The organism is Paenisporosarcina sp. NPDC076907 (genome assembly GCF_050269735.1).
Lineage (GTDB): Bacteria > Bacillota > Bacilli > Bacillales_A > Planococcaceae > Paenisporosarcina.
In genome coordinates this window covers 18102-35416 of the sequence record NZ_JBNNIX010000004.1, presented here as the reverse complement: position 1 = coordinate 35416, position 17315 = coordinate 18102, and the positions used below count along the sequence as shown (strand labels likewise).

The following is a 17315-nucleotide window of genomic DNA, read 5'->3' as shown; positions in this document are numbered from 1 at the left end:
CCTTTGGAAGTTTATTCGTTTGAATTCCCGTACTTTGGAAATTGGAAAGGTTTTTCGTCAGGATATAACCTGCCGAGCATTTCATCATATGTATCGTTTCCATAATCGAAACAACGACGCACACGAGAAATAGTTGCCGTGCTGGCACCCGTTTCATTCTTAATCGTTTCATATGTTTTCTTCAGTCGTAATAAATGGGCCACTTCAAATCGTTGAGATAACGATTGGATTTCGCTTATGGTACATAAATCATCAAAAAATCGATAGCATTCTTCCATGTCTTTCAATTCTAAAACGGCTTTAAATAACTGATCCGTTTGATGACCGCGTATTTTATCTACTTGCATAATTGTTACCTCCTTTTTGAAGCCTTTTTAAATACTATAAAAATACTTCCTATATTCAAATTCTGCTATGTCACTTACGGAGTAAACGTAACCATTTGGTCGATACCAGGGTTTGTTTTGACAAAATGAATCCAGCTTTTTCCTGGAACTAGTTTAGCAGGTTCCCCATTTTCCATTGGGACGAGGACGCCATCTATTTGTTGCCATTCGATTTCTTTCATCATACCTGCTTGGAATAAGTAGCCTTTGCCACCCGATGTTAAATCAAGTTGTTGTCTTCCTGCGACATCAATTGTCTGATGGTCCATTTCAAAAAACAATACATTGGCTAAACGAATCTCTTCGTCAGTCTCTCGATCAATCGTTACAACCCCTCCAGAAGAACGAGAGTATTGTTGAGTAAGTGTATCATATGAATACACATGGTGGAAGTCCTCACTCCCGCCGTAGCGAACATCAATCGTTGATGCAAGGGCACTCAGAGGTACTTCTTCTACTAAATCATAGAATGCCAGGCTCGGAATTTTTTCGATCTCCTGTCGAGCTTCTACTTTGTTCATTCCTTCCAAGACATGTTCTCCTGAAATATATGAATTATGGGGTGCAACTCGATCTCTGGAACGGAAAAATAAGGTGCCGTCATATTGCATACCATTAATATTGTCCACGTAACCCGTTGTTAATAGGAGGCGTGCTTCCGGGCTATAGCCATGAGCAACATAAAAGGCGTCAAGACCTGATGCAATTTCAATGAAGTAATCACGTGCACTTCGGACCGGTCCAATTCTATCCGGCAATTCGCTTTGATACAAAGCAAGCAGACGTGTGACGCTTCCTTCCGCTACCATTTCATACACAATATCCGCACTCGCTAGCCCCGACTGTGGTCTTGCTTTCGGGTGATTATTAATTGTTACCAACACAGGACGTTTCGTGAATTCTTCTTCGGAACGTTCACCTGTAAATGGTGCTGCATAAGGCAAGGTTACAACTTCATCTTCGTCTTCCGATGGATTCGTTTCATCAACAATTGGGTCTTCTGTGTCGACTGTTTCTTCTTTGTCTTTTGAACAGCCAGTAATCATCAGCAGTAACGCCATCATGAACAGCAAATTCTTCATTTCCCTGAACCTCCTAAGATCTCATGAATGAAGGGAATAACACAGACTTTTTCATGACATCATAGATGCCGCGTTGTGTAATTCGGACATATGGTAAATGCGTCGATTGCAAAAATAGCAACGTATAAATCGCATCCCCATGTGTATACCCTCTATCGCTTAATGCTTTCTTCAGTGTCAATTCCCGCTCAATTAAATCTTCCACTTTTTCATTCGATAATCCTCCACCGATTGCTAGTGGTATATGTGCAATGACTTCACCTTGCTCAGCGAGCACGATGCCGCCTTTCATCTTTTTCATTTCGTTGAAAGCTACTAGCATATCCTGATGGTTCTTACCGATTAGGATAATATCTCCTGTATTTGAATATGACGATGCAAAGCCCTGCACGGAATTCGCGAAACCTTTAATCATCGTATTGACTCGCCACTTACCATGTCGGTCAACTAACATTAGATAACTCTCGTCATGATTGGAACTCAAGCTACTATCACCCGCGTAAACCGAGACGCTATATGGTTTTGTGATGACATCGTTAACCATTTCTATTCCAAATGGCATCGAGAATTGAAAATCTCCATCATCTAAATCGAACGTTAACTCCAGTTCACCTAAAACAGACCAATTAATTTCCGGCAACTCCTGGACTTTCTTGCCATCCTTCTTCAGCCATTCGCCTTTTGACAGCACGCTGACCGGTACAGGATTGCGTTCGTTTTCAAGGAAGTTTAATGAAGCTAATCTACCTGTGGCAATAAAGCCATGCAGACTGGTCATATTGTAATAACGCGCGACATTATAGGAAGCCATCTGATAGGCATCAATTGGTTTTACACCTGCATCAAGTGCAACTTGAATGCATTTATCCATTACTCCATCGATATGGAAGGACGGTGTTGAACCGTCAGTTGTCATCATTAAATGATCAAAAACATCCAAACCTTTTTCCACAATATCTTTTAATAAATGAGGTAGGTCAGGTCGAATGGACGAATGTCTTAAGGTGACGGCATAACCGTGCAACAAACGTCTTTCCACTTCTTCTATCGTCATGGCCTCGTGGTCACCGTCGCAACCAAGCAATCGCATCCGCGCCAATGTTTTATCAGATGCACCAGGTAAATGGGCTTCCATTTTTTTGCCTTTAGATTTTGCCGTTTGCAACCAATACAGCATTTGGTCATCTCCTGCGAGCAATCTTGGCCATGCTGTCAATTCGCCGCCCATAAGGACTTCTGGACGATCCAACCATTCACCAATCGATTTTGTTGTGAAGAGTTCATCTTCATTTTCAAGCTCTGTTTGTGAATCAAATCGAGCCCACCAGTAAAATGAAAACGGGAGTTTATTCAATTGATCCAATATTGTAAACGCTTTCTCATTTTCTAATAAAAGAAAGAGTATGAGATTGTCTGATAGAAATGTAGTCGTGCCTAATTGTGCTGCATAATCAGCAAAGGTTTGGGGATGATAAAGTTGAAATGGATGAACATGAGGTTCGATATATCCAGGCACAATCACCTGTCCACTTGCATCAATTATTTCTGCATCAGTCGTCTGTGCGGGCATGTCAGGACCTGCATATACAATGCGGTCTTTGGCAATCCAAATGTTGCCTTCAACCCATTTCTTCAGCACGCTATGTAAGTAAGTCGCATTCACAATGATCTTATCGGGACTAGTTTTCCCATCAATCATGCTCAATTGGTGGCGGATTTCTCCAATTTTCCACAGCGGGTGTTGCATAGTATCCACTCTCCTTCCACGTACGGGGTATCATTTTTTTATACTAGCATACCAACTTTGGAAAATATAGACGGCAGGGACACTTTTTCGAAAATTCAGATAGGAGGAAACACGGAAATGTCACAAACACAAAACTTAAGCACACGGAACGCACTGGCAAGGCTTTCACTAGGACTTAGTATGCTCGCTTATGGGACAGCTAAACTCGCTCGCAACCCTCACTGTAACAAAGGACGCATGATGGTTGCCTTTGGTGCCATGAAAGCTGCCGAAGGAACAGTGAAATTCTGTCCATTGAAAGCCATGATGCAACAACAAGGCATGATGGGCCAAACCGGTACTGCGCCAGAAATCGGAAAATTAATGAAGGATTTCGCTGGTGCAGGTATGACTGGACAAGCGACATCAGGTACCGGTTCTGGAGTAGGTAATATGATGAAGGATCTTACTGGACAAGGCATGTCAGTTACGACCTGATTGTGTTGTGTGGGGTAAGGTCTTGGATAAATGGGGTATCACCTGTTTTAAATGGGGTAACTTCTTAGTTAAACGGGGTAACACTTGTGTTAAATGGGGTAACTAACTATTTATCTGGGGTTGAACAATAAATTAAGCAAAAGACTGTCCCAAAATGTTTTGGGACAGTCTTTTTTTCGTGAATGAATCCTCTAATTAAAGTTGCAAGTATTTCCAATATGTTCTTATGATTCCAGAATGTCTTCGTCACCTTTGTATTCTAAAATATCTCCAGGCTGACAGTCTAAAGCCTTACAAATAGCTTCTAAAGTCGATAATCGAATCGCTTTTGCCTTCCCATTTTTCAGTATAGAAAGGTTTGCCATTGTGATTCCAACCCTCTCCGAAAGCTCGGTTACACTCATTTTCCTTTTAGCCAACATCACATCAATATTGATTATAATTGCCATTGTTTTCACCTCAGACTGTTAAATCATTTTCTGATTTTATATCGATAGCATTTTTTAATAGCTTTTGAAGAACCGCTGCGAAGACTGCAATCACAATTGCTCCAAACGTTATGATCAATCCGATCGCTGCGAGACCTGGGGCGTCATCTACCTCAGCCATATAAAACAAGATCGGCATACATAACACATACAAGCTGCTGATTGTGATTCCACAATATTTTATATTCTTTAAAGCCTTTACCGATAATTCCGAGAAAGCGATGTTCTTGTCAATATAATTTAAAAGCCTTAAAGCCTGATACAATGCAACAAAATACGTGACAGCTGTCGCAAACATGACGATTAAAAAGGGATATTGCAAATAAGCGAACCTTGGCATTATCTCTGTTACAAAACTTGACAGCTCAGGCAAAACAAAAATACACACAGCCAAAACCGGAATTACCATCAAAAAAATAACTACCTTTAAAAAGAGTGTTTCCCGTTTCATAAAAAGCTCCTCACTTATTATTTTTTAAATTGATTTTATCACATTTTTTATCGTTTCGCGATAAAAAAATGTCGTTTTTAATTGTATGTTTGTTGTAATTTAAAGATGCTTTTAATTTTCGACAAAGAAAAAAACATTTCTCATAACAAAGAAATGCTTTATAGCTTCAATTAGATAATGGGAATACTCGTACTTATAAACAAAAGAAGATTAAAGTAAATAATTACGTTTGAAAAGTTTTTAGATAAATAGCTTATTCCACTTTCTTGGCAATATACATAATATGTTCTGCTAAACTTAGCATGTCTTCGCGTTCACATACTTGCTCTGCCAAGTCTAGCCACGCAGATACCACTTCAGGTGGTCGGCTAAGGAGTTCTGCCTCCCGTAGATATAAAAAACTCTCGCAATTAAGCAAATGTAGTTTTTCAAGACTAAACTGTTCGAAGAATGGATGTACATCTTTAGGCCGGATAAAGAAATTATCAGTAAACCCGTGGCCCTTAAAATTAACATCATCTAGCATAATATTTAGCTGTGATTTTCGCTCTTCAGCAAGGATTAAATCAGGATTTCGTAATAAGTAATCCCAAACAAATGAATAAGATGAAACGAATGCCACGAAAATAGTTCCGTTAGATTTTAATTTTTTTATACATTCATTTATAGTTTTCACCCTATCATTCTCATCTTTTAGATGATACATCGGTCCCATACATAACACATGATCGTATTGTCCATCGTCTATAGCGGATAAATCACGACTATCTACGCATATACCACTAAGTGGAACACCAAGTTCCTTTGCCTTAGTTAATCCGAATTCTACATTTTTCTGTGAAAGGTCTGCCAAAGTTACATCGCATCCAAGTTTAGCAAAATCAAGAGAATATCTTCCAGGACCGCCACCGAGGTCTAATATTTTATCTCCAGGCTTAATATAACGGTTTAAGTACCGTTTGGTCAGTTCATATTCGACTTTGTGTCGATTAAGCCGTTCCCATTCATAGTTCACGGTTTCATCATAAAATTTTCTTACGGTTTCTATGCTATTCATCTTTATATTCCTCCTAAAAAATCATTCCAAAACTAGAAAATAAAAAAACTCTCACCCCTAAGAACTGAATCTTAAGGACGAAAGTTATTATTTCGTGGTACCACCTTAGTTTGTTGACATATCACTACATCAACCTCTTCGGGTACATCAATACCCTATCCGTATATCGGCAGAATCCCGTCTTACGATCCCTAATCAACAGATTAGCTTGGTAAGAAGCTCTGAGACTTTATTCATTAAGTGATTATTACTCCTTTTCCAGCAAAATGGGAGCTCTCTGTAAACAATCTGTTCTTAACTACTCTTCTCTTCGACGCTTTATGTTTAATTTATCTGATTTTAACAATTTTTCATTCTACTGTAAATAGGATTCCTGTTTAGTTGGGTTTGTTGCTATGACTATCCTCCAGGTGAGTTCAATGAAGTTAGAAAAAATATATCATCCTGTTATTCCTTTAATAATTTGTGCTGGTCACAAACTTTGGGAATGACTACCCATTTAGTGATTATATAGACCATGAGAAATAAAGAACTACTTAATGCAGTAGTATCGCTTTTAACTAGATTGGATTGGATAAATTGAATTGCAACTAATATGTTTAAAATATACGAAATGAGAAATCCAAATAGTGATCCACACGCTACATAATAAACAAATAATGACATTTTATAATTAAATATCACTGAATTATTTACATTATGGATCATCAAAATGTGTTGAACTTGTCTTACTAAACTGTATGCTACACCTATTATGATAAATGCGACCATAAGGTAACTAATGGAATCATTCATTTTTCACAACCTTTTTTATCAATTTTTTATTAAAAGCTTCTTCTTTAGTTTAATAAGAAAAAATGCTTTACCTCTTATTGAAGAACAAGAAATAATTATTATTGGTTAACGCTAATACTTACACTCCATATTCGTTGAACGTTCAGTAATTCTTGTTCATTGAATTCCATTCTATAAATATCAGGTTTTGATGTGCTATGTAAGAAATTCAAGTCATAGGTGCTATCGAAATATTCCATCATCAAGGTCATAATTGCCCCGTGAGTTCCTATCACTATTTTTTTATTTCTCAAAGTATCTAATAGTTCATTTAAAACTTTTATAGCTCTTTTTTGACAATCATCATTTGATTCTCCTCCCTCGAAGGAAAAAGTTGAATCAAAAAACGACTTTTGCAAAATCTGATTCAACTCCTTATCAGCTAATCTTTTGTTTTCAGAAGAAAAAATCCTCTCTTTTAAATCCTCAAAGACTAAAACTTCTTGCCCAATTTGTTCAGCTAACTTTTCAACAGTCAATATTGAACGTATGTACGGGCTTGAAACAACTGCATCAATTTTTTCATCTTTCAATATATCAGTAACTCGTTGAGCATCTAAATAACCTTTTTCGGTTAATCCTCTTGTTCTTTCATTTCCTTCTTTTGGCGACTCACCGTGTCTCACCATATAAACAACTGTACTCAATAAATTCCCCCCAATAAGTTTCTCTTATTTTTCCTTCTTCAACTCCACTGCCTCGTTAGTTGGCGTATATTTCTTCACAATCCATACTAATAAAGTTATTAGTTACTAATATTTTCTTTAAAGAATTCCTTGGCTTTATTTATGTCAGTTGTTTGAAAAATATTTTCTTCAGAATCTAAAAAGATATAGTACGGAGTATTATTTATATTGAATTGAGCGTCATATAATTGGTTGAAATCTTGTAGTTCAACGGGTATCAGTGTTGACATTTTATGAGGTGGTTCTGATTTTAGAAATGTAGGAAGCATATCATCGGTTATTTCTTTATTGATCGTTCCAGATAAATCATCTATATAGAAGACAGTATATTTCCCCTCATCTGGAACATCCAGTTTTTCAGGAAAGTTAATAGAAGTAGTTTTCGAACATCCACACAACAATAGTGCAGTAAGTATTAAAGGGAGAAGTTTGTAATTCAAAATAATAAATCCTCCTTGATTTTAACCTAATTTCACAAATCCCTAATTAACTAACCCCGTTTGATCAATAAGGGTTGGATAGAAAAATCCATTATGACGAAGAATTCTGCTCTTTTTTTCTAAATAAATATTTTAATAAAGACACTGCAAACCTAATTAGTAAAATGTAAATAAAACTTTGGCAAATACTTAAAGCTAAGACAAATACATATCTTCCAAAATCTTCGGCTTCGTTTACACCATAATATTGCAATTGCCAATCAAAAAAAATATTAGAATAGCTTACCCCTAAGAATATAGGAATTAATACCACCCAATAAACTTTAGGAAAACTGACAGTATAACCTTTAACTAACATTGAATCCCCCATTTCAATTTTTTCTATATTAAATATCTTCTTCGACACTCATCCAAAAAATTCCTACTTCTTCAACTAGCCTGCATGTACTTTGAAAAAGGTTTACCTGGTAATGTAATATTCTTTATTCCGTTCACTTTCATTATTTGAAGTGCAATGAGGCAACCCCAAATGCACTGGGGCTGCCTCATTATAGAAGATTTAGAGTTCTTGAATTGATGGACGAATAATCATCTCATTAATCGCTACATCTGAAGGTTGTTAAATTGCATAGGCGACCGCACGAGCAATACTTTGCAGACTTAACGTGATTGAACCTCGCTAATTTTATTCCTCAATCTTAAACCATGGACCTGAAGCTTGCATTACGCCCCAAAGTTTTTCCGGAAGTACAAGCTCACTAACCTTTGAAATCTTAATATCTGTCTCAATTTCAGCTGTTTTTCCATTTTGAACCTTCTCAACCCATTCTGGATTCATGACTAACCCGTGACCAACTGCTGCCAGGGATAGACCCTTATCCAATGCTGATGCAACATCATCCGGAGTACCCATTGAACCAGCAGCCATTACAGGAACTCTGCCGTTTACATGTTCAACAATTAATTCAAGATATGTTTTGTCATCTTGACTATCGACAGGCTTTGAGGAAAGTGCATCAGCCAACGAAGCATGTACATAATCAACATCTGCTTCAATAAGACAATTAATTAACTCATAGGTATCCTTCATTCTCAAACCGCCATCTTCATGTTCATCAGGAGAAATCCGGTAGCCAAGAATAAACGGTTTTGTTATATGTTTTTTAATCACGTTTTTCATTTCCTGAACGACTGCCAATGGGAAACGCAAACGGTTTTCTAGAGATCCGCCCCATTGATCTTCGCGTCTGTTAAAGAAGGGAGATAAGAAGTTTTGAAGTAAAAATCCATGCGCGCCATGAATTTCTACTCCATCAAACCCTGCTTCAATGGCCCGTCTTGTTGTTTCTCCAAACGCATGAATGACTTCCAATATTTCTTCGTGTGAAAGTTCTCTAGGCAAAACTGAAGGGGCAAATTCAGTAGCTTCTGTTTCTACAGCACTTGAACTAACCACCTCTCCATCTGGTGTTAAAACTGGTAGAGCTTTGTTGCCTGCATGGAAAATCTGAAGTAACGCAGGAGCTCCTCCACTTTTCGCAGCATCAGCTAATTTTCGTAGACTCGGAATAAACTTATCGTCATAAGCAGCGAATTCATTGGTAAAACCAATGCCGTTTGGCTGTACATGCGTACATCCTGTAATAACTAGGCCTACGCCATTTACTCTTTTTTTGTAATAGGTCACTTCTTCATCGGAAATGGTGTAATCGTCATTACTGGACCAAGTGGTCATAGGGGCCATAACGACCCGATTTCTAAGGGTGATTCCACTTTTGAGTGTGTAGGATTCAAGTAAATTGCTATATTTTTGGTTCATTTTTATACCTCTTTCTGATTACATTTCTTTGAACGTATTGTACAAAGGCTCATTAAATTCTCATTTATTTTGATGGTGCAAGAATAGATTAATCCCTAGAGTGAACTCTATAGCAAGTGTTTTATTATATTAATTCGATAAAAACACGTTTTCGAAAGCTGTTTGCACAAGATTCAACAAAAAGACACAACAAAAAAATATAACTGGCTGCTTAATTTCCTGAGAAACAGTTTCCTAATTCATTTTCATAAAGATTAATTTTATTATCCAAATGCTCTAAACTTTGACGAAGCTTCTCCAAATCTTCCACTACTTTTTTACGATGATTTTTAAGTAGAGCTAACCTTTCTTCCATGGTTTCATCCCCGATATGTCCCCACAAGGCAAATTGTTTCACGTCTTTTAGTGACATCCCTGTATTTTTTAGATGAAGCAAAGATTCAATCCATAATTTGTTTTCATCAGAATAGATTCGGATATTATTATCGTTTCTGTTTACTTTTATTAATCCTTCTTTTTCATAAAACCTCAGTGTATGATCACTTAAACCAACGATTTTAGAAAATTCTCCGATAGAATATGTCAATATAACCGCCTCCTATAAATCTGATATGTCTATTTCTTTTTTCTTTATTAATTTGTGATACAAAGAAAGAGTAATACTTAGAGTTTACTCTAAGTCAAGAATTTATTTCCCCCTGCATAACGAACTAACAATATTTAGCTTCTTTTTTGGCAAAAAAAAACTCGCCTAAGTATTAGCGAGGTAAGTCTTTATAGTTATGCTGTTCCTTATTCAAATAATCTGCACCGTTAGCTAAAAACGTGTTTTATCAATCCTTCTCTAAATCAAAACAACAAAAGATTTTTCCTTTTAACATTATCTAGTCATGATCCTCAATTTGAGCATTATAAATTTTGGAGAAAAATAACCATATCCCGCATATGGCTAGTCCTACTATAGAAATCCATAAGGCCGTTCGGAATCCCAATTTATCGGCGATAAAGCCGCCTAATGGCGCACCAATTACAATCATACTACGATTGATTGATCGCATAGTGGCATTCATTCGACCTTGCATACTAGCTGGAGTTACGGACTGACGGTAGCTCATTTCGAGTGGGCCTTCTACTCCCATCCCAAAACCGTAAAGAAATTGACCGAAAATAACCATAACTAGTGACGCTGTCTGCATATTTCCGTCAATAGCTGCTGGTGCTAGGACGATCAGGATCACTGCCGGCCCATACAAGATTCGTGAAAATGTCATAACATGTCCAATACCAAAACGCTTACCAGCTCGAATGGACAGAGAGGTCCCAAGTACAGCACCAATACCTGCTGCAGATAAGACAACTCCAACATTAGAAGCTTTGAATCCAAGTTCAATTATTGCGAACGTTACGAACACGGTACTCAACATGCTATGGAAAAGAAACCAAACGTGTGTATTTAAAGCCAATGTACGAAGGTATTCGTGTCGGTAAACCCATTGCAAACCTCCTTTTATTTGCACGCTCAAATGACCGCTCGTTGCAATATCTGTGTTCTGATATTTTATAAAAGACATTATAATTCCTGAGAGAATATACGTCCCTGCATTCATTAGGATAGCGAACGGAGCACCAATCCAGGCGACTATTCCTCCGGCGAGTGCTGGGCCACTGGTTTCTGCGACTGCTGAGCTTTGCCCTAATCGTGCATTTGCCTCTGTTAACATGTTCCGAGGTACGATCATTGGCACTAGAGACTGTGACGCAACGTCATGAAATAGTGACATAACCCCAAAAAACATCATGATGACAATAAGCCATCCGATATTAATAAGACCGAACATTGCCGTTAGACAAATTAATATAAGTAAAATTCCTCTACTTATATCTGTCACTACTAATATGTATTTACGGTTGACGCGATCAATAATAACGCCGGCTACCAGTCCTAGGAGCATATATGGGAACCACCTAGATGCAGAAATCCATCCAACATCAGTTGCACTTCCACTTAGGTTAACTATCACTAAAACTTGTAGAGCAAGCGTAGTGATATATGCGCCAAAGTCTGATATTGTTGAGGCAATCCAAAAACGCGAAAAATCTTTATGCTTCATAAGCTTCATCCACTCAAGCCTCTCTAAGTACATAAATTTCACCAGATACGTTCTTAAACTAACTGCCCCGTTCATCTTTAATCAAATAATTTCTACGAATTTCACTTTCTCTCATCGTCTTCTAATTCCTTTTCAATATCTTCATCACTTATCGTTACTATCTCTTTTTTAACTCTATACTTTTTTATTAATATTTTACCTACCTCTGACTTATCAATGGCATCCTTTACTGCAGCAAAAATAACTACATACAAAATAATTAAACCCACAATCCAACTTAATAAAGTTTCTAAAATCATTATTCTTCCCCCATTTACATATTTCTTCAAAACTTCAATTTGAACTAACCAGGCGAGATGGTTCAAATTGAAGGAAGTACAATCACTCCGTTTTGATTTGAAGAACGACCTTCCCCTTTGTACGCCCACTTTCAACATGCCGGTGGGCATCAACAATCTGATTTAAAGGATATATTTTTTCAATTACGGGTCTTACTCTATCTTCCTCCACAAGACCTCGTAAGAAATCCAAATCACTGGAATTAGGTTTTGCAAGATGTATCTTTGCTTTCTTTCGGCCAATCAAAGAACTTACCATTAGTTGAACAGGGTGGTACTTGGGGTAAAGAGCGTGTTCTGTAATATAAACACCCGTCTCGGTTAGTGAGCCTAAACAACTGAAAAAGGTCCGCTTACCAACCGCATCGAGAATGATGTCATACTTTTTAATGTCATCTGCAAAATCTTTTTTGGTATAATCCAGCACGTAATCTGCTCCAAGTTCTTTAACCCACTGTAGATTCGTGGTACTGCAAACAGCTGTTACCTCAGTATCGAAGTATCTGGCGAGCTGAACAGCAAAATGCCCAACACCGCCAGATGCACCATAGATTAAGACCCGTTGCCCTTGCTTTATTTTTGCTACATCTCGCAATGCTTGCAGCGCCGTCTGAGCAGCACACGGTATTGCCGCTGCCTCCTCAAAGGTGACGTTCTTCGGCATAAGACTCAAGACATTCTCACGAGGGGCGACGTATTCTGCATGGGATCCGAAGCAACTGCCGAAAACATGATCGCCAACTTTAAACTTGTGTACGTTTTTGCCGACTGCTTCTATCGCACCCGCAACGTCTATACCCAGGATGTGATTTTTAGGTTTTGTAAGACCATTCTCCAACCTTGTAGGCAAATAGCCCTTTCGGAACAGAAAGTCTACTGTATTGACCGAAGCGTTATGTACTTTTATCAACACTCTATCGTCATCCATGATGGTTGGCCGTTCGACATCCTTTATCTCCAGTACTTCAGGGGGACCATATGAACTGTAAATAGCTGCTCTCATCTTTCTAACCTCCTTGATTCTTTATGGATTGGTAATTAGATTTGGTTAATCTTGAGCGAACCTTTGCACCTTTCAATAAAATAATTGGAACTTCATTCATTCTGTAGTACAGAAAGGGATATGACGATTTAGGTTGGGTTGGTACACAATGAGAAATTCCTTGTATCTATATATTTAAAATTACTTTTTTAGACCTCAAAAATTAGCATCTATTTATGATAAGGTTCTCCGGGATTTGTTTTACAACCCTTTCCATTATAAATTCCACTAAATAGTTGTTAATCCTTCTTCAATTAACCTGCACTGATAGTTCACTAAAAAAATGCTTTACTCCATCTTGAAGTAAAGTATCCATTAGTTGAAGTAGGAATATTAACTTCTCAATTGTTTTTGCAGTAAGGATTACTTTATTACTGGAAAGGTCACCTGGTTTATCCAAATTTTACAACAGATCTTTATTAATGGGTTTCATAAAGACCTGCCGGAAGAAACTACTTACTCGGTTCCAGATTGGTGATGCGGGGTGCTTCCACTGCTAGGTAATGGTTCCGAGATATTCTCTTGACGTGAAGACCATAGTGAATATCCCAGCCATGCCAAACCGAACCCAAAAGGCACCGCCGCTATTCGGTCGAACGGGTGTGGGAACAGCGAAACTACGATGGCCGACACAGCTCCCCCAGAGGTAAACAAGCCTGCAGCAATGCGCGGCAGGATACCGGCGCGGAGCGTCGCGATGCCAAACAACAGTCCGCCGAGCATATATAACACTCCTACTAGCGTATAAACCGTTGCGAGGGCTCCGAGGTTCATCTCCCCAGTTGACCCAGCGGCAAGTGCCAAGAAACTCTCCACAACCTTCGGTGCCTCAGTCGGCAACAGCGGCGAGATAAAAGCTTCGATGAATTGAAAGCACATGGTGAATGCATAAAAGAGACTAAGCATTAGATAGCCGACTAGACCAAGCCATCCTGCCTTATCCACTTGCTTAGCATAGATTCCTGTAATGCCCAGTAAGCCGAGTAGGCACATGACGATGCTCAAGTAGTGGACGAATGCCCATCGACCGGTTGTGACTGACGAAAGAATATCAGCTGGATGGATCGTCTGAATAACTATGAAAAGGACCCCAGCCAGCATCGCTGCTAAACCTGCCAAACGGATTAGTTTCGAGGCTGTAATCTTCATTTTTTTCTCCTTTGCATTTAGGTATTTGCCGAACACGGTCTTGCGATTGGTATTTTTGTGTTGTTATTACACCGTGTTCCAACACCAGAAAAGTTCCGGTTTATTAAAATAGTCATCGTTTTAAAAATCTAGTACAAAATTTTAAAAAACAAAATAAGAACCCAAATTTTGATTGAACTCTTTTATTGCTTTTATAAAAAAACATCTTCCTTACCACTATCAAAATACCTTCATATTGAAATAACGGGGGCTTCGTTAGTTCAATATGAAAAAATGCTTTACTCCATCTTGAAGTAAAGCACTCGTTCGTTGAATAACATGTATGTCTCTCAGATAGTTGTATGTTTGAAATTTGGTCCTCTTTTCTTTTTTTGATTATTAAGTTCTCATCCAATACATTACATATGGTGAAATAGCCATCATTCAAGTGAAGCCCAATACCAGCCCTGTGTTAGACAAATGATAATAACGTTTGTAAAAGCTACCACAATGGGCATCGTCTTTTATCCTCCTGTTTTGACTGCTTATTGTTTTAAAACTTTTTTTATCTCTGGAGGTGCTTTTAGTACCCCAAATACTTTTAAAGATTTTATTGCTTTAGACGCTAATTCTTCGTCTATGTCATCTGCAATAACAACCATTCCGACTACTTTTATATCTAAGATTTTGTTTTGTTCTAGTGTTTTCTCAAGCCTTTCCCTACTGTAAAGACTTACTCCAATTAAATACGATTTATCTGTAATGATATGATCAACAACATTTGCATGAACTGATAATTGATTACGGATAGATGTTTTAATAAAGTCTGTACGATTTGAATAAAAACCCTGTTCAACTAATAAATCAACTTTTCCCAAATCCACAACATTCATGTTTATTGTTATCTTTTCAGTTTCAGCCATCTTATTACCATCCTCTCACCATCTTATTGTATATATATGGTATTATACAACTAAAAATAACCATCTGTAAAACATCTTTATGGATGGTATACAGATGGTTATTAATTTTCTATAATACCTTATTGGACTAATGGTGAGTTAGTTCAATAAGAAAAGGAGTCGCTAAAACAACTCCTTAATTAAATTAAAACGAGCACTCATTTGCTTATTTTAAGGAAGCCAATCATGACAATTATTAGCTAATTGCTGCAACTCCTCTATAAATGTACTAGCGTGATATCCATCACAAACAGCATGATGCACTTGTAATGAAATAGGCAACAACGTTTTATCTTTCTTATTTAAATATTTCCCCCCTGTAATGATGGGTAATAAAAAGTTGCTATCATTATTTATATTTAGGTTAAAGCCAGTAAAACTAACCCAAGGAATACTAGATATAGGAAAAGTATTTTTGGGCTCATTATCTTTTGCAAAGAGACCTTTAACGTCAGCGTATTGCTTTACATCACTTTGATAATTTTTATAAAAGACATTAAACTCATTAGAAAACTCAGTCCATAGGCTTGAAAATAATTTATTATCACTATGGAAGATTGTATAACTTGGTATCATTTTATCCCAATACCCTAGAACACCATCATCATTAAAGCAGGTTCTAAATTCTTCATAAGAATTTACTGTCTTGCTGACCATGTAAATAAAGGTAGGGTATAGCTTAATTCCTTTGTTACTAAGCTGTTCCAATAACGTTGTGATGTCTATATTTGCTGTTATGCTATAAGTACACTTTAGATTTAAAAAATGCTCAAAATACGGGTTTCTATCCCATTTTTCTCTATCTATTAAATTAAACTTCATTTGATTAGCCTCCTAAAATTGTGTTCTTTATTTTCAGGAGGCTAATCGTCTGTTTTCACCAAACCACTCACCTCTTAACAATTCTTTGTTTAAAATACTAAATCAAACATAGTCCTTGATCAACTAACCTAAGCTGTTAGTTGATCAAGAAGAAAAAGAGCTGCTTGAGCAGTCTGACTAACTTCAACTAATACACCAATTAGAATTAATTATTTACAGTAGTTAATACTGCTTTACTCCATCTTGACTTAAAACATCCGTAAGTTAAATAAGGCTTAAATTATCCCTGACGTAATATCTTTTGAAACATTCTCGGTTGATGTTTTTCAAAACCTTTTATCAATTCTTTTCCAAAAATAGTGATGGTCTCTTCCCAATGGTGTCCTAATAATCCCCATTCAAAATTCTTTTGAATAAAAAAATAATAATCACCGTCTGGAAAAATAGGTACTGTCCATTCATCAAACTCACTTTTTGGAAACTCCAAACGGGGGTTTATCCAATAACCTGGATGCTGCCAATCTACCGCATACATATATTCATTCTTCTGAGTGAGTTCTTGAAAAACAAGCAATGACTTATCTTCTAGATCATTATTAATCTCATCATATGTATCTGAATCTCCGGACCAATTAAAATACGAGGATACATCATATGTGATAAATGGATTTGGAACTTCAAAAGATGGGAAGTTTGATATGCTTGGTTCAAAATTAAATTCATCATATATCCTATCCCATACATCTTTATATTCTAATGCTGATAATTCAATCCAATTTTCCATTTGAATAGCCACCTTTACGATGCTTTTATTTATTGGGGGTTATTATATCAATTCTTGTTCAACTAACTTGCCTCTTAGTTCAATAAGAAACAATGCTTTACTCCATCTTGAAGTAAAGCATCCGTGAACAAGACTTATTGTAGTGTTGACATATTATGTGAAGGAAAAAAAAAAACGTCTAATGGTATAGAACGTCTCGCTTTTAAAAATTATTTGGGTAAGGGACTTAAATGCTCGTGAATTAAAAGCCAGACATCGGATTCTTTGACGAAGACATTTGTGGCCCTTCCATGACCGCTTGCGTATTTATCATTGATAAAACCTTCATAGAAATAGGTATAAGTACAAGTTGCTGAATTACTTCCTGAGTATAGCCAGTGCACATCTTGCGCTTCGTAGTTTTCATTTTTAACAATTGACCATGCGTTTTCAAAATATGTCTGTATTTCATCGTGAGTTGTACAATTTCGATCTGAGAAGTAATAAACAGCATTAGGATGAAGAAGTTTTTTAACTTCATCAAATTTATGAGTGTTTGTTGCCTGGATGTAATTGTGTAATACCTCCAATTTTATACCCTCCAATCATCTCTTATAATTGTCTTTCTAAGATTTTTTTCTCCTACAACCTTTAGTATTTTACCGACTAATGAAAAAAAGCT

General features: G+C 37.1%; 20 protein-coding genes and 1 other annotated feature. Of the genes, 1 reads left to right on the top strand and 19 read right to left on the bottom strand.

Translation table 11 applies throughout. The features are described 5' to 3' along the window. Positions 1-11 precede the first annotated feature (11 nt). The 3 genes from ACQKEV_RS13200 to ACQKEV_RS13190 all read right to left on the bottom strand — a co-directional run bounded on the left by ACQKEV_RS13200 (position 12) and on the right by ACQKEV_RS13190 (position 3215). Positions 12-347, bottom strand: a complete 336-nt coding sequence (locus ACQKEV_RS13200; RefSeq protein ID WP_269926244.1) for a YerC/YecD family TrpR-related protein — start codon at positions 345-347, stop codon at positions 12-14. 74 nt (positions 348-421) lie between these two features. After that, entirely contained in the window at positions 422-1468 is a 1047-nt protein-coding gene (locus ACQKEV_RS13195; RefSeq protein ID WP_427446749.1) for a DUF3048 domain-containing protein, read from the bottom strand. A gap of 13 nt (positions 1469-1481) precedes the next feature. Beyond that, positions 1482-3215, bottom strand: coding sequence for an adenine deaminase C-terminal domain-containing protein (locus ACQKEV_RS13190; protein WP_427446747.1), 1734 nt, complete (start codon positions 3213-3215; stop codon positions 1482-1484). Positions 3216-3332: 117 nt separating this feature from the next. Here ACQKEV_RS13190 and ACQKEV_RS13185 point away from each other — a divergent pair, with 117 nt between their 5' ends. Next, positions 3333-3692, top strand: a complete 360-nt coding sequence (locus tag ACQKEV_RS13185) for a YgaP-like transmembrane domain (protein WP_427446745.1) — start codon at positions 3333-3335, stop codon at positions 3690-3692. Positions 3693-3916: 224 nt separating this feature from the next. Here ACQKEV_RS13185 and ACQKEV_RS13180 read toward each other — a convergent pair whose 3' ends face one another. The 16 genes from ACQKEV_RS13180 to ACQKEV_RS13105 form a co-directional block, all read right to left on the bottom strand. Further along, on the bottom strand, positions 3917-4141 hold the full coding sequence (locus ACQKEV_RS13180) for a helix-turn-helix domain-containing protein (RefSeq protein ID WP_427446743.1): 225 nt from the start codon (positions 4139-4141) through the stop codon (positions 3917-3919). A 10-nt stretch (positions 4142-4151) separates the two neighbouring features. Next, on the bottom strand, positions 4152-4631 hold the full coding sequence (locus ACQKEV_RS13175; protein ID WP_427446741.1) for a DUF2975 domain-containing protein: 480 nt from the start codon (positions 4629-4631) through the stop codon (positions 4152-4154). A 253-nt stretch (positions 4632-4884) separates the two neighbouring features. Next, a complete protein-coding gene (locus ACQKEV_RS13170; protein ID WP_427446739.1) occupies positions 4885-5688 on the bottom strand; it encodes a class I SAM-dependent methyltransferase in 804 nt (267 codons plus the stop codon). 70 nt (positions 5689-5758) lie between these two features. Continuing rightward, positions 5759-6011, bottom strand: a binding site (T-box leader). 570 nt (positions 6012-6581) lie between these two features. After that, positions 6582-7169 (bottom strand): histidine phosphatase family protein, encoded by a 588-nt coding sequence (locus ACQKEV_RS13165; protein ID WP_427446737.1) that lies wholly within the window; start codon positions 7167-7169, stop codon positions 6582-6584. A gap of 98 nt (positions 7170-7267) precedes the next feature. Continuing rightward, positions 7268-7648, bottom strand: coding sequence for a hypothetical protein (locus tag ACQKEV_RS13160; protein WP_427446735.1), 381 nt, complete (start codon positions 7646-7648; stop codon positions 7268-7270). Positions 7649-7739: 91 nt separating this feature from the next. Beyond that, entirely contained in the window at positions 7740-8006 is a 267-nt protein-coding gene (locus tag ACQKEV_RS13155; RefSeq protein WP_427446734.1) for a hypothetical protein, read from the bottom strand. 327 nt (positions 8007-8333) lie between these two features. Further along, entirely contained in the window at positions 8334-9467 is a 1134-nt protein-coding gene (locus ACQKEV_RS13150) for an NADH-dependent flavin oxidoreductase (protein ID WP_427446732.1), read from the bottom strand. A 211-nt stretch (positions 9468-9678) separates the two neighbouring features. Continuing rightward, positions 9679-10053 (bottom strand): MerR family transcriptional regulator, encoded by a 375-nt coding sequence (locus ACQKEV_RS13145; RefSeq protein ID WP_427446730.1) that lies wholly within the window; start codon positions 10051-10053, stop codon positions 9679-9681. A 298-nt stretch (positions 10054-10351) separates the two neighbouring features. Then, complete coding sequence (locus ACQKEV_RS13140) at positions 10352-11578, bottom strand: MFS transporter (RefSeq protein ID WP_427457931.1); 1227 nt, start codon at positions 11576-11578, stop codon at positions 10352-10354. Between the two features lie 101 nt (positions 11579-11679). Then, positions 11680-11877, bottom strand: coding sequence for a hypothetical protein (locus ACQKEV_RS13135; protein WP_427446727.1), 198 nt, complete (start codon positions 11875-11877; stop codon positions 11680-11682). An 82-nt stretch (positions 11878-11959) separates the two neighbouring features. After that, positions 11960-12919, bottom strand: coding sequence for an NAD(P)-dependent alcohol dehydrogenase (locus tag ACQKEV_RS13130; RefSeq protein ID WP_427446725.1), 960 nt, complete (start codon positions 12917-12919; stop codon positions 11960-11962). Positions 12920-13414: 495 nt separating this feature from the next. Beyond that, positions 13415-14107 carry a hypothetical protein gene (locus ACQKEV_RS13125; RefSeq protein ID WP_427446723.1) on the bottom strand — a complete coding sequence of 231 codons (693 nt, stop codon included), beginning with the start codon at positions 14105-14107 and terminating at the stop codon, positions 13415-13417. Between the two features lie 524 nt (positions 14108-14631). After that, positions 14632-15009, bottom strand: a complete 378-nt coding sequence (locus tag ACQKEV_RS13120; RefSeq protein WP_427446721.1) for a CopG family transcriptional regulator — start codon at positions 15007-15009, stop codon at positions 14632-14634. A 210-nt stretch (positions 15010-15219) separates the two neighbouring features. Next, positions 15220-15870, bottom strand: coding sequence for a type A chloramphenicol O-acetyltransferase (gene catA, locus ACQKEV_RS13115; RefSeq protein ID WP_427446719.1), 651 nt, complete (start codon positions 15868-15870; stop codon positions 15220-15222). A gap of 280 nt (positions 15871-16150) precedes the next feature. Next, positions 16151-16654: a DUF2716 domain-containing protein gene (locus ACQKEV_RS13110; RefSeq protein WP_427446717.1), complete on the bottom strand. Its 504-nt coding sequence runs from the start codon at positions 16652-16654 to the stop codon at positions 16151-16153. Between the two features lie 209 nt (positions 16655-16863). After that, positions 16864-17223, bottom strand: coding sequence for a YybH family protein (locus tag ACQKEV_RS13105; RefSeq protein ID WP_427446715.1), 360 nt, complete (start codon positions 17221-17223; stop codon positions 16864-16866). Positions 17224-17315: the final 92 nt, after the last annotated feature.

Excerpts from the sequence above, each read along its gene's own strand:
- ACQKEV_RS13190 (WP_427446747.1), bottom strand. The coding sequence starts at position 3,215 with ATGCAACACCCGCTGTGGAAAATTGGAGAAATCCGCCACCAATTGAGC.
- ACQKEV_RS13125 (WP_427446723.1), bottom strand. The coding sequence starts at position 14,107 with ATGAAGATTACAGCCTCGAAACTAATCCGTTTGGCAGGTTTAGCAGCG.
- ACQKEV_RS13140 (WP_427457931.1), bottom strand. The coding sequence starts at position 11,578 with ATGAAGCATAAAGATTTTTCGCGTTTTTGGATTGCCTCAACAATATCA.
- ACQKEV_RS13185 (WP_427446745.1), top strand. The coding sequence starts at position 3,333 with ATGTCACAAACACAAAACTTAAGCACACGGAACGCACTGGCAAGGCTT.
- ACQKEV_RS13180 (WP_427446743.1), bottom strand. The coding sequence starts at position 4,141 with ATGGCAATTATAATCAATATTGATGTGATGTTGGCTAAAAGGAAAATG.
- ACQKEV_RS13155 (WP_427446734.1), bottom strand. The coding sequence starts at position 8,006 with ATGTTAGTTAAAGGTTATACTGTCAGTTTTCCTAAAGTTTATTGGGTG.
- catA (WP_427446719.1), bottom strand. The coding sequence starts at position 15,870 with ATGAAGTTTAATTTAATAGATAGAGAAAAATGGGATAGAAACCCGTAT.
- ACQKEV_RS13135 (WP_427446727.1), bottom strand. The coding sequence starts at position 11,877 with ATGATTTTAGAAACTTTATTAAGTTGGATTGTGGGTTTAATTATTTTG.
- ACQKEV_RS13175 (WP_427446741.1), bottom strand. The coding sequence starts at position 4,631 with ATGAAACGGGAAACACTCTTTTTAAAGGTAGTTATTTTTTTGATGGTA.
- ACQKEV_RS13110 (WP_427446717.1), bottom strand. The coding sequence starts at position 16,654 with ATGGAAAATTGGATTGAATTATCAGCATTAGAATATAAAGATGTATGG.
- ACQKEV_RS13120 (WP_427446721.1), bottom strand. The coding sequence starts at position 15,009 with ATGGCTGAAACTGAAAAGATAACAATAAACATGAATGTTGTGGATTTG.
- ACQKEV_RS13170 (WP_427446739.1), bottom strand. The coding sequence starts at position 5,688 with ATGAATAGCATAGAAACCGTAAGAAAATTTTATGATGAAACCGTGAAC.
- ACQKEV_RS13195 (WP_427446749.1), bottom strand. The coding sequence starts at position 1,468 with ATGAAGAATTTGCTGTTCATGATGGCGTTACTGCTGATGATTACTGGC.
- ACQKEV_RS13200 (WP_269926244.1), bottom strand. The coding sequence starts at position 347 with ATGCAAGTAGATAAAATACGCGGTCATCAAACGGATCAGTTATTTAAA.
- ACQKEV_RS13130 (WP_427446725.1), bottom strand. The coding sequence starts at position 12,919 with ATGAGAGCAGCTATTTACAGTTCATATGGTCCCCCTGAAGTACTGGAG.
- ACQKEV_RS13150 (WP_427446732.1), bottom strand. The coding sequence starts at position 9,467 with ATGAACCAAAAATATAGCAATTTACTTGAATCCTACACACTCAAAAGT.